Here is an 11,520-nt window from a genome sequence, read left to right as displayed (position 1 = left end):
AAACCGGCTGTTTTTGCTTTCTTAATCCCTTAACGTTGTAAATCCGCGTTTTGCTGGCGGTACCCCTAAATAAGCAGCAAATAAAGGATGGACATTACCCGTCTCGTCAAAGAAGACGGGTTTTTGTTATCCATTCGTACCTTCCAGTGCGAATACCAAATGAAAGTGAAGTGCGGGTTTCATTTTTGTGTTCCTTCGATCTTCTGCACAAGATGCTTACTTTTTATCTACGTACACATGACTACAAAGATAAATGGGTTTATTAAACAATAAACATAAATAGCCCAGTTTAGTTATGTACGATTTGTCCAATATTCCGATAATGTCGGAAATTTGTGTATGCAATTTAGAATACTTGTCCAGAATGATGGATGGGGTGATCACATGTTTGGATTAGGAAAAAAGCGTTCAAGACTTGGTAAGTGGATAGATCAACGGGGGGTCACTCAGCAGTGGCTTTGCAAAGAGGCGGGAATAAACAAGGACACAGCCACAAAGGCTGCGTCCAGTGATGATTATTCACCTAACCTAAAGACTGCAAACGGGATAATAAGAGCCTTACGAAAAATTGATCCAAATGTAAGGTTAGAAGATTTTTGGTCTATGTAAAAGCTCTGACACATATATGCCAGAGCAGATAGAAGATGTTGACCGATTGTTGACGAACTGTTGACGAAACTCGTCAACAATCACTCTAAATCACTAAATAAGAACAAAATACGAACGCTATAAAACCTTGATATAGAAAGGTTGTTATCTAGTATAATATAGTGTATTTTACCGATTATCCACTTTTTCCGGATACATATCATGATTCATCATCCGATGACTCGCCATCTCCTCGTACTTTGTCCCCGGTTTCCCGTAGTTGCAATACGGATCGATCGAGATACCGCCGCGCGGAGTGAACTTGCCCCATACCTCGATGTAGCGCGGGTCCATTAGCTTGATCAAATCGTTCATGATGACGTTGACGCAATCCTCGTGGAAATCGCCGTGATTGCGGAAGCTGAACAAGTACAGCTTGAGCGATTTGCTCTCTACCATTTTGATGTCAGGAATGTAGCTAATATAGATCGTCGCAAAGTCTGGTTGACCGGTAATCGGGCACAGGCTCGTGAATTCCGGGCAGTTGAATTTTACGAAATAATCACGGTACGGATGCTTGTTGTCAAAAGACTCCAATACGCTCGGATCATAGGAGTAGTTGTACGTTGTGCCTTGATTCCCTAAAAGAGTGAGGGAGGATAAATCGCGTTCTTGTTGATGTGCCATATGAGTACAGTCCTCTTTTCTTCCATGTGAGTAAAATATCGTTTAAACGCCTCGTTTATTGCCCCAGACAAGCGCATGTAGTTGGGGTAGAACCTTCGCGTCATTCATGTCAGGTGTCGCCATCGCATGATCGATTAGCCATTCAAAGCTCTCCAAAAGCTTATCCCGAAGCCGAGGCGTATCAGCGTCCGTTAGATCACTGTTTCCTGGCTGCAAGTAGAAAGGTACCTCTGGAAAACGCTGATGAATGGTGCGTGCGTAGGCAAAGTCGGCGTCGTCGAAAACAACCACTTTCAGGCTAAGTCCTGGATGTTTTTGTTCCAAAAGCTCGTGTACAATTCGATCAAGCGCTTGAAAATCTGTTTCCATCCCGGAGCTAGGCGGCTTGGGTGAAATCGTAATGTCGTCAATCAGTGGAAGCCACGCTTGCCACTTGCTGCCTTGTGTTTCGATTGCTGTGCGAATGCCATGCTCCTTCAACAGGGCGAGTAAGTCGCCGATGCCAGTCAAAAGCGCAGGATTTCCCCCGGAGATCGTGACATGGGAAAAACGGTCCCCGCCCAAGCGAGTGAGCTCCTCCCAGATCGCCTCGGGAGACATTTGCTGGATTTCATCACGGGCAGATCCATCCCAGGTAAAAGCGGAGTCGCACCAGCTACAACGATAGTCACAGCCAGCTGTTCGCACAAACATCGTTTTTTGTCCGATAACCATTCCTTCGCCCTGAATCGTAGGGCCGAATATTTCCAAGACCGGGATCATTCCATCATCCACTCCCGTCTTACCTCTGCATAGCTGGTCGGTGTCTCGAATAGGCGAACGAACTCCACACGAGCGCCGTTGTAGTGGTCGCGGTAGGCATCTGACTGCAATTGCTTTTCCATCTCTTCGAAAATCCACACGACCATGTTTTCGGCGGTGGTATTCATTGGAGGGAGCATTTCATTCAGATAACGATGATCCAAATAAATTTCGATGTGCTCTTTCCAGATTTGCTTGATGTCACCGAAATCGATCACGAGTCCGATCTCGTCCGGAAAGCCGCTGATGCCGAAGACGACCGTGTACGTATGGCCGTGGAGATTTTTGCACTTTCCTTCATAGGCGTGTAGATGATGTGCAGCGTCAAAAGTAAATTCCTTGCTTACCAAAACGCGTTTGTTATGGTAGCGAAGCTGTGATTTTTGAATATGAGTACCCAGTGCCTGCATGCGATCGACGATACGAAAATCAAAGTTCGCGCTCATCAGGCTTGTTCTCCAGGTTGATTTTTCTCGGAAAGATAAGTGTCCAGTCCGGCTTTTCGCAGGTGGCAGGCAGGGCATTCGCCACAGCCGTCTCCTTTGATGCCGTTATAGCAGGTGAGGGTATTTTCGCGAATATAGGTGAAGGCACCCAGATCGTCCGCCAACTTCCACGTTTGTGCTTTGTTCAGCCACATGAGCGGCGTGTGAATCACAAACGGATAGTCCATCGACAAATTCAACGTCACATTCAGTGATTTGATAAAGGCGTCACGGCAGTCGGGATAACCGCTGAAATCCGTTTCGCATACACCGGTAACCAAGTGACGTGCTCCTCGTTGCTTGGCGAAAACGCCCGCAAAGGAAAGGAACAATAGGTTGCGTCCGTCGACGAACGTGGATGGCAATTGGCCTTCTTCCTGGGTAATGTCAATATCTGTGCGGGTGAGTGCATTGGGCGCGAGCTGGTTTAACAGGCTCATGTCCAATACGGAGTTTTTGACGCCGAGTTCTGCGGCAATTTGCTGGGCGCACTCGATCTCCAGCTTGTGTCGCTGCCCGTAATCAAACGTGAGGGTTTCTACTTCCCCGAATTGCTCTTTCGCCCAAAACAGGCAGGTAGTGCTGTCCTGGCCTCCGCTAAAGACGACAACGGCTTTTTCCTTTTTCATTGCTCTCCATCTCCTCTTAATTGAATTGGAAGAAAGAGAGTTCTTGAACTTTCCATCAAAAAAACAAAAACAATACCAAAGAAAGGTACTGTTATCCGGCTTAGTTTTTTATAGAGGGAGTTCGCGAACCTCTCCCGTGCAGATGCACGGATTTCTTATTTGTGGAACCCAAATGGGCACCTTGAGACATTATACAACAATCTGCGCCGAAGTGGGGGGATTATCGCTTGGAAAAAGATTGACGGATGGAGGGTGCTACTGCTAGTGTTTTTTTCATAATCGATCAACATGGAGTGGAGCGGGTGATTTTGATGAGAGATGTCCCTTTCGTGGAAGAATATCGCGGCGGCATTCTGGAGAACGTACATAACGGCATCGTGTGCGGCGTGAATGAAAAAGGAGAGGTGGCTTATCGGGCAGGAGATGAGAACCATATCACCTTATTGCGCTCCGCAGCGAAGCCCTTTCAAGCCATTCCCATCGCTAAACGTAAAATTGATGAAAAATTCGGACTGAACAGCAGCGAAGCAGCACTCTTTGCGGCCTCACATCGTGGTGAAGTCTATCATATGGAAGGCTTGGAGTCGATTTTACGAAAGACCGGCATTCAGGAAGACGAATTGCTCACTTGCCCGACTTATCCACTAAACGAGGAACCGAAGTTTGCTTGCTTGTCCCAAGGCATAGAAAAACGCAGGCTCTTTCATAATTGTGCAGGAAAGCACTTGGGGTACTTGGCGTTGTCAAAGGATCAAGGATATTCCACTCATGATTACTATAAGGCAGAGCATCCAGCGCAACAGGAGGCATTGGAGGTGTTTGCCAACCTGGCTGACTATCCAAAGGAGCAGGTTCAGCTAAGCGTCGACGGCTGTGGCTTCCCGGTTTTTGCGCTGCCGCTGAAGCATCTGGCAATCGCATATCTAAAGCTCGCGTGCCCGGATCTGATCGAGGATCACACGACGCGTGAGGCTGTAGGGAGAGTGACAGGCTGGATGACGAGCAGTCCCGAGATCATTGCCAGTCACAACTTCATCTGTACAGCGCTTTTAATGGATGAAAATATAATCGCCAAAGGCGGAGCGATGGGCGTATACGGCTTTGCTTTGAAAAAAGAGAGACTCAGCTTCTCGCTTAAGGTACTGAATGGCTCTGAATTAGTATGGCCGCTTATTATTGCATCGATCTTGGAGCAGATTCAGTATGAGAATCAGGAAACCATCGACCGACTGCATGCGCTGGCGCCAAAAGCCATTAAAAACGACAATCAGTTGGTGGTAGGAGAGAAACGACCAGTTTTTGTTTTGAACAAATGCTAATAACGGAGGCGAAGTATCATGCTAGTGGAAGTGATTGCGACTTCAGTTGAGGATGCAAAACGTGCGGAGCAGGGCGGAGCTGACAGGCTGGAGCTCATCTCGGGAATTTTGGAGGGAGGCATTACTCCGAGCTGGGGATTGATTGAGGCAGTGGTCAGGGCGGTTTCCATCCCGGTAAACGTCATGGTGCGACCGCATAGCCAATCGTTTTGCTATACAGCAGAAGAACTTGCGGTCATGCGACAGGATGTACGTATCATCCGTGAGCTTGGGGCAGCAGGTGTCGTATTTGGCATGCTGACACCAGAAAATAGACTCGATCAGCGGGGAGTGGAGCTGTTACTTGGAGAGTCAGGTACTTTGAATGTGACGTTCCACCGTGCTTTTGATGATGCTGTAGATCAAATCGAAGCAGCGCGTATTCTCATGGAATATCCCCAAGTTCGTACCATTCTTACTTCTGGCGGTAAAAAAACGGCCATAGAGGGAGCTGATTGCATCGAGCAGCTCGTCAAGCTGACGGAGAACACACAGCTCACGATTTTGGCAGGAAGCGGATTGTCGCTGGCTAACGTGGGAGACCTCGTGAAACGTACGGGTGTCAAAGAGGTTCATTTTGGATCGGCAGTACGAGAAGAAGGACAGGCTCTCCGATACGTCGATGCAGAGCGAGTGGCAGCCATCAAACAACTACTATAAGCAAAAACAAGCCGACATCTTATTTCTGGAGGGATGCCGGCTTGTTTTTTATTTGCTTCCGTATCCAATAACCGACGATGAGAATCAGCGGATACAGGAACCCTTTTGTTAAATCAAAGAATGGCCAGTACGTATACGTTTCGTATAAAAAAGCTCCGTTTGGAACGATGATAATCGCGATGGCGACAAATAAGATACAAATGGGCATGGTGAGCGACTGATGCTCCTTTAAATGGAGAAGCTGCTTTATACCCACGCAGAAACCATACATATACAGTACGACTTTGAAATAAATGGAGACAAACCACATGAGAGCCATCATTGCTTCCTGCCTTTGAAAGAACTCTCCTACATGGACTCGTTTGGCGAGGGAGTAGCTCGGAAAGGTCTCACGGGAAACTAATTCCGGGCCGAGCACCAAAAGCGATGAGAAGATGACGGCAAGTAGACAAATACTACCGTACATGGCTCCGCGCAAAAAAGCAGACGTGAGCTTTTGTTTTGCATCGAGGAGCGGAGTGATCATGAGAAAAATAACCAGCTCCGAGAAGGGAAAAGCCGTGACTGCAAATACTCCTCTTATGACGGGCTTTATGCCATTTTCCATGAAGGGGAAAAGGTTCTCGAATTGGAACTGAGGGCTTAACAAAAGTAAAAACATAACGAACGTAAGGACAAACCAGAGGAAAAAAATTTCGCTGGTCCGTGCAAAAGCTTCAAGGCCTAATCGAACAGCGTATATGGCGCAGGCAACGAATAGAAACATGACAGCATGGATGGGTGTTGCTTTCATGATGTGCGTGGTCATGAATTCCCCAATCGTCCGTATATAGACAGCGCCGTTGATTAAAATAGCTCCCAAAAAGAAGAGAGAAAAGAACGTGCCGAGCCAACGCCCAAATATGAGCTTGCTCTTTTCAATCAACGTTTGTTCAGGGTAGATGCGACCGACTACACAAAACAAGTATACGATGGCTAGCCCCAGTACCATGCCGATCAATCCTGATAGCCATCCATCGTGACTTGCTTCAGTCGCAGGTACGGAAGGTAAGATCAGGATGGAATCTCCTATGGTGATGAATGTTACGAGGATGACAAATTGACGGCTGCCAATCTTATCGGAGTTCTGCATGAAGTCTCACCTTGTCCGTAGGTTTATCTTACGTATTATTTCCAAGTTCAGGATGGATAAACGAAACGTAAGCAGGTGTAGTCTCTTGTCTGAATTGTTTTCGGAATAGTATGATAAAAGGGAAGCGGCAAGAAACGATAAGCCAACAGGAGAAAGGAAGAAAAGCTGTGGAGCTGGAAATAAGGTTGTCGGCCATTATCGGACAAGCGGAGGGGACTTGGGGCGTCGTTGTGGAGGAACAAGGCTCAGCTAAAGGGACCCGTTTTGAGCATGTACCGGACGAGCTGTTTATTGCGGAGAGTGTGATCAAAGTGCCGATCATGGCAGCCGTTTTCGCGGCAAGTGAGCAAGGGCATTTTCGATTGGATGATCCGCTTGTTCTACGCCAAGAGGATTTGGTTGGGGGATCGGGGATTTTGTACGCGCTCTCTCCAGGCTTGAAGCTTACGATTCGTGACTTGGTGACCCTCATGATTATTCAGAGCGACAATACGGCGACAAATATGCTGATTGATTTGGTAGGAAAAGCGAAGATCGACCAGACTATGATCGATCTGGGAATGCGCCAAAGCTGTTATTCACGCAAGCTGATGATTTATCCACTCGACATCACAGAAAACAATAAGATAACGGCTGGAGATGTTGCGAGTATGCTAGGTCAAATAGCAACGGGCAGTTATTTGTCTGAGCGTGCCTGTAAAGAGATGATCGCCATTATGAAAAAGCAGCAAGTCCGTAATGGTCTGCCGTCCCAATTGCCAAATGAGGAAGAATCCAATTATCCTGCATGGGAACTGCCGTGTAAATCGGGCTGGGATACCGGCAGACAGCATGATGTAGGCTTGCTGTATACGAACAATCGCTGCTTTTCCATTACGGCCTTATCCAAAGATGTAACCGCTCAATCCGCTCTGAACACACTAGGATTACTGGGAAGAGCTGTGTATGATTACGCCATTTTGGCTGTTGATTAGATCGGCAGCTTTTTCATTAGTTGATAGCTAAAACGTGCTTGGAGGCTGCATCGATCTCTTGCAATTCAGACGATGTCAAAGAAAACCGCATGGCCTTGACATTTTCCTCCGCATGATGGACTTTGGAAGCGCCTGGAATCGCAAAGACCGTTTCACCATGAGCGTGAATCAACCAGTTCAAGGCGATTTGTGTAGCGGATGCATCATATCTGTGTGCCAGCTCCTCGAGGACCTTGATGAGGGGCTGAGACTTTTTTAGCCCGGCAGAACGAAAGGTGGATGTCCATTTTCGGGGACCTGTAATGGACTGGACAAGGGCTGGATTCTTATGAAATTTGCCGCTTAGAATCCCTTGCTCAAGCGGAGAATAGGCGATAATCGCAATGCCCAACTCTTTTGCCGTATCCAGGATCTCGTTTTGTTCGATCCTTCTGTCCAGCAGGCTGTATTTCACTTGATTGGAGATAAGACGCAGACCGTGCTCGCGCAATACGCGATCGGCTTCTCGCATACTTTTGGCGGAAAAGTTACTGACGCCCACGTTCTGAATCTTGCCTTGTTTGATGAGCTTGGCCATTTCATTCATTTCGCTTGCAACAGAAGACAAGGAGTATGGCTGGTGGACTTGATGCAAATGGATGGTGCGGTTATCGAGCAAACGAATGCGTTCGTCGATTGTATTCCCGATACTTTTAGCGGTGCGCAGGACAGGCCACCATTTCGTTGCAATATGAGCGGAATCCGCTAGTGGCCCGGCGTCGTTTAAGGCTTTTGCCAGCATCTGTTCTGATTGACCTTTGCCGTATACTTCCGCAGTATCAAACCAGTTTATGCCCCCACGCAAACTCGTCTGTACAATTTGTAAAACATCGTGAGGTCCAATGACAGGCCAAAACTTCCCTACCATTCCCTGTCCATTGCTGAACTGCCAGCAGCCGAGGCCTAGAGGAGAAAGCATCAGGTCTGAGCTGCCCAATTTACGTAATACAGGCGTTTCGATTGCTCCCAAGCCACTTCACCTACTCCCATTCTATTATTGATTTAAGATACTTTCTTCCAATACAGCATACTTGTCGCCGTATTCCTTAATGATATGCTTTTCGCCCCATAAGCAGAGCGAATCGAGAATACTTTTCAAGGTCCAGCCGTACTCGCTGAGCTCATACTCCACTTTTGGCGGAACCTGATTGTAAATAATCCGGTTGATGATGCCATCGTCTTCAAGCTCTCTCAGTTGCTGCGTCAGCATCTTCTGCGTAATACCCGGCATCAGTCTTTTCAACTCACTTGTACGTTTTTTTCCGTGAGTCAGGTGACACAAAATAACACATTTCCATTTACCGCCGATGACTTCGAGTGTGGCTTCCACTGATATGTTATACTTCTTCTTCACAGTTGATTTCCTCCTGAATGATAGGTACTTTTTGGTGCTTATCACACAAAAAAGTGCGTACTTTTTCTTTTGGTTAGTTTCTCTCATAATAACACTTGTCAAACGACATGAAGCACATTGGGCGACTGGAAACAGTCATCCTAACATAGAGCCAAAGATGGAGGAGACAAGCTATGCCAAAACATTTGCAAGATACGACTACGCTGTACAACGGAGTAAAAATGCCTTGGGTGGGTCTAGGTGTTTTTAAAGTAGAGGAAGGTCAGGAGCTCGAGCAAGCTGTAAAAACAGCAATCAAGCACGGATACCGCAGTATCGACACAGCCGCTATTTATAACAACGAAGAAGGTGTTGGCCGTGGACTCCGTGCAGGTTTGCAGGAAGCGGGCATCACGCGAGAAGATCTTTTTGTTACCTCGAAAGTATGGAATTCGGATTTGGGGTATGAGTCCACGTTGGAAGCATATGAGACGAGCCTGAAAAAACTCGGGCTGGAATATCTGGACTTGTACCTCATTCACTGGCCGGTAGAAGGAAAGTTCAAAGAAGCATGGAGAGCATTAGAGACGCTATACAAAAAAGGGTTGGTAAAAGCTATCGGGGTAAGCAATTTCCACGTTCATCATTTAGAGGAACTGCTTAAAGACGCTGAGATTAAGCCGATGGTGAACCAAGTGGAATTCCATCCGCGCCTGTCCCAAGATGAACTGCGTGCCTACTGCAAGGAGCAAGGGATTCAATTTGAAGCATGGTCTCCGCTGATGCAAGGACAACTATTGGACAATCCAGTACTAAAGGGAATGGCAGAAAAATACGGGAAGACCATTGCTCAAGTCATTATACGCTGGGATTTGCAAAATGGCGTTGTGACCATTCCAAAGTCGACCAAGGAGCATCGAATCGTCGAGAATGCATCCGTATTTGATTTCGAACTGTCGAAAGAAGACATGGAAATGATTCACGCGCTGAACCAAAATCACCGAGTTGGTCCAGACCCGGATAACTTTGATTTTTAATAGCTGATAGCATACAAAAAAACTCCTGATGATTTCAGGAGTTTTTTCGTTGAGGAAAAGGAGTAGGAATCAAATGACTTCTGGCAACTGAATGTCGTCCATGGTTACCACACATTCAAATTGATTGGGGGAGTCGTGGTGAACATGCTCCTTGAGAATACCCATTTTCACGAAAAAGCGCAGGCTGGTGTAAACGGTTGAGAGTGTGATGTTTGGCATCTCGTTCTTCAAAGCATGGTAAACGTCTTTGGCTGTATAGTATTTCCGATTGTTAAGCATAAGAAGGAGTACGGCTCTTCTTTGGATGGTTAATCTTTTTCCTAGATGTTTTACTTGTTGTGTGACACTGACAATATGATGATCCATTACAGGTCACCCCGTTCTTAGATTATAATGATTACTATATTGTAATTATCCTTTTTATTTTGTGTGCAGTCAACTTTTTCTTTCCATATCTTATCCAGCTCTTGGCTTGCGCGTGCATGTTTCTGGGGGATGCGTAAATCTTACATAAGAGGGATGAGGAAATAGGGGTTTTCTTTTCGACCAAAACATGGTAGTGTATGTGCGGATTTTGCTTACGTGATAATGTCAGGAGTGGAACCATGTGGCACGAAAAAGACGAACCGCAATCCAGATGAACAGTCCGCAGCGAAAAATACTCGAATACGGCATGCTGGTTCTAGGATCGCTAGTATTGGCAACAAGTTTCAATCTGTTTCTGAATCCAAACCAAATTGCTTCTGGAGGCGTTTCTGGGCTGTCTACGATTTTGCATAACTTGTTTGGCTTTTCTCCAGCAGTCGTGCAATGGGCAATGAATATTCCTTTGTTTCTATTAGGATTTAAACTACTCGATCGGCAATACAGTATGAAGGCGGCGGTTGGTTCGATTGTTCTCCCATTGTGTGTCATGCTGACCAGTCACCTGCAGCCGTTAACGACGAACCTCCTGCTGGCAAGTATTTATGGGGGAATCGGGGTAGGGCTTGGGATTGGTATCGTGTTTCGGGGGAGAGGATCGACGGGCGGTTTTTCCATTGCATCACAAATCCTCCACAAATATTCAGGATTTAGCTTGGGTGCATGTGTAGCTGTATTTGATGGACTAGTGATCTTGTTTGCAGGGATTGTATTCGATCCAGAAAAAGCATTGTATGCACTAATCGCGTTGTTTGTGACCAGCAAGACGATTGATATTGTTCAGATGGGCTGGAATACATCCAAGGTCGCTTATATCATTTCGAATGAAACAGATACGCTGAGAGAAACCATCTTGTATGATTTGGATCGTGGCGTCACTTTGTTGGATGGTGCTGGTGGATATACCGGAGACGCGCGTAAGGTGCTCATGGCAGTGGTTAGCCAAAGTGAAGTGAGTAAGCTGAAAATCATGGTGCGTTCCGTGGACCCAGATGCCTTCATTATTTTGTGCCCTGCTCAGGAAGTGTTGGGAGAGGGCTTTCGAGCGGGTTAATATTATATATAGAAGAAAAGAGCGGTGGGGGAGTCGTTCCACTGCTCTTTTTTTGTTCGATTTTTATTCTGAATGAAATTATTTTAGATTTTCTATTGCATTTAAAATTTATACGTGCTATATTAAATCTCGTGAGCGGGACACACACGAAACGCACACAACGAAAACAAACAAATGCCGGTGTAGCTCAATTGGTAGAGCACCTGACTTGTAATCAGGGGGTTGTGGGTTCAAGTCCTATCGCCGGCACCACTACATAATCTGTAGTAGGGAAATGAATCAGAGCGCTTGATAGCGCGAAATGCTCTTTGAAAACTGAA

At 46.4% G+C, this 11,520-nt stretch carries 13 protein-coding genes, 1 tRNA gene and 1 riboswitch; of the genes, 6 read left to right on the top strand and 8 right to left on the bottom strand.

Annotated features, from left to right (window positions below):
• Nucleotides 1-777: 777 nt before the first annotated feature.
• From queF to queC, 4 genes are read right to left on the bottom strand one after another with little or no spacing between them, the layout of a single operon-like run.
• Complete coding sequence (gene queF / locus C7R92_RS30570; protein WP_007729714.1) at nucleotides 778-1,275, bottom strand: preQ(1) synthase; 498 nt, start codon at nucleotides 1,273-1,275, stop codon at nucleotides 778-780.
• 42 nt (nucleotides 1,276-1,317) lie between these two features.
• Nucleotides 1,318-2,037, bottom strand: a complete 720-nt coding sequence (gene queE / locus C7R92_RS30565) for a 7-carboxy-7-deazaguanine synthase QueE (RefSeq protein WP_069848329.1) — start codon at nucleotides 2,035-2,037, stop codon at nucleotides 1,318-1,320.
• Complete coding sequence (queD, locus tag C7R92_RS30560) at nucleotides 2,034-2,522, bottom strand: 6-carboxytetrahydropterin synthase QueD (protein ID WP_106836725.1); 489 nt, start codon at nucleotides 2,520-2,522, stop codon at nucleotides 2,034-2,036. The genes queE and queD overlap by 4 nt, the downstream gene beginning before the upstream one ends.
• Nucleotides 2,522-3,190 (bottom strand): 7-cyano-7-deazaguanine synthase QueC, encoded by a 669-nt coding sequence (gene queC / locus C7R92_RS30555; protein ID WP_017251152.1) that lies wholly within the window; start codon nucleotides 3,188-3,190, stop codon nucleotides 2,522-2,524. The genes queD and queC overlap by 1 nt, the downstream gene beginning before the upstream one ends.
• A gap of 94 nt (nucleotides 3,191-3,284) precedes the next feature.
• Nucleotides 3,285-3,328, bottom strand: a riboswitch (PreQ1 riboswitch).
• Nucleotides 3,329-3,501: 173 nt separating this feature from the next.
• Between queC and C7R92_RS30550 the strand changes: the two genes are divergently transcribed.
• Together C7R92_RS30550 and C7R92_RS30545 are read left to right on the top strand one after the other, a co-directional pair.
• The gene (locus C7R92_RS30550) at nucleotides 3,502-4,509 is read left to right on the top strand and encodes an asparaginase (RefSeq protein WP_167403245.1); all 1,008 of its coding nucleotides are present in this window, start codon (nucleotides 3,502-3,504) and stop codon (nucleotides 4,507-4,509) included.
• 18 nt (nucleotides 4,510-4,527) lie between these two features.
• Nucleotides 4,528-5,208 (top strand): copper homeostasis protein CutC, encoded by a 681-nt coding sequence (locus C7R92_RS30545; RefSeq protein WP_106836724.1) that lies wholly within the window; start codon nucleotides 4,528-4,530, stop codon nucleotides 5,206-5,208.
• 19 nt (nucleotides 5,209-5,227) lie between these two features.
• On the opposite strand, the gene C7R92_RS30540 is transcribed toward C7R92_RS30545, so the two are convergent.
• Nucleotides 5,228-6,340 (bottom strand): GerAB/ArcD/ProY family transporter, encoded by a 1,113-nt coding sequence (locus C7R92_RS30540; RefSeq protein ID WP_106836723.1) that lies wholly within the window; start codon nucleotides 6,338-6,340, stop codon nucleotides 5,228-5,230.
• Nucleotides 6,341-6,507: 167 nt separating this feature from the next.
• Here C7R92_RS30540 and C7R92_RS30535 point away from each other — a divergent pair, with 167 nt between their 5' ends.
• Complete coding sequence (locus C7R92_RS30535) at nucleotides 6,508-7,314, top strand: serine hydrolase (protein ID WP_106836727.1); 807 nt, start codon at nucleotides 6,508-6,510, stop codon at nucleotides 7,312-7,314.
• Between the two features lie 16 nt (nucleotides 7,315-7,330).
• Here C7R92_RS30535 and C7R92_RS30530 read toward each other — a convergent pair whose 3' ends face one another.
• Entirely contained in the window at nucleotides 7,331-8,272 is a 942-nt protein-coding gene (locus C7R92_RS30530; protein WP_106836726.1) for an aldo/keto reductase, read from the bottom strand.
• 75 nt (nucleotides 8,273-8,347) lie between these two features.
• Nucleotides 8,348-8,707, bottom strand: coding sequence for a winged helix-turn-helix transcriptional regulator (locus tag C7R92_RS30525; protein WP_017251146.1), 360 nt, complete (start codon nucleotides 8,705-8,707; stop codon nucleotides 8,348-8,350).
• 173 nt (nucleotides 8,708-8,880) lie between these two features.
• Between C7R92_RS30525 and C7R92_RS30520 the strand changes: the two genes are divergently transcribed.
• On the top strand, nucleotides 8,881-9,723 hold the full coding sequence (locus C7R92_RS30520) for an aldo/keto reductase (RefSeq protein ID WP_106836722.1): 843 nt from the start codon (nucleotides 8,881-8,883) through the stop codon (nucleotides 9,721-9,723).
• Nucleotides 9,724-9,792: 69 nt separating this feature from the next.
• Here the strand turns inward: C7R92_RS30520 and C7R92_RS30515 are convergent, their stop codons facing one another.
• A complete protein-coding gene (locus tag C7R92_RS30515) occupies nucleotides 9,793-10,089 on the bottom strand; it encodes a Fur family transcriptional regulator (protein ID WP_069848322.1) in 297 nt (98 codons plus the stop codon).
• Nucleotides 10,090-10,330: 241 nt separating this feature from the next.
• Between C7R92_RS30515 and C7R92_RS30510 the strand changes: the two genes are divergently transcribed.
• Together C7R92_RS30510 and C7R92_RS30505 are read left to right on the top strand one after the other, a co-directional pair.
• A complete protein-coding gene (locus C7R92_RS30510) occupies nucleotides 10,331-11,200 on the top strand; it encodes a YitT family protein (RefSeq protein WP_017251143.1) in 870 nt (289 codons plus the stop codon).
• Nucleotides 11,201-11,376: 176 nt separating this feature from the next.
• A tRNA-Thr gene (locus C7R92_RS30505) sits at nucleotides 11,377-11,452 on the top strand.
• Nucleotides 11,453-11,520: the final 68 nt, after the last annotated feature.

Origin of the sequence: Brevibacillus porteri (assembly GCF_003013475.1) — a bacterium.
GTDB classification, from domain to species: Bacteria; Bacillota; Bacilli; order Brevibacillales; family Brevibacillaceae; genus Brevibacillus; species Brevibacillus porteri.
The sequence above is the reverse complement of the archived record's forward strand: the minus strand, read 5'-3'. Positions and strand labels throughout refer to the sequence as shown.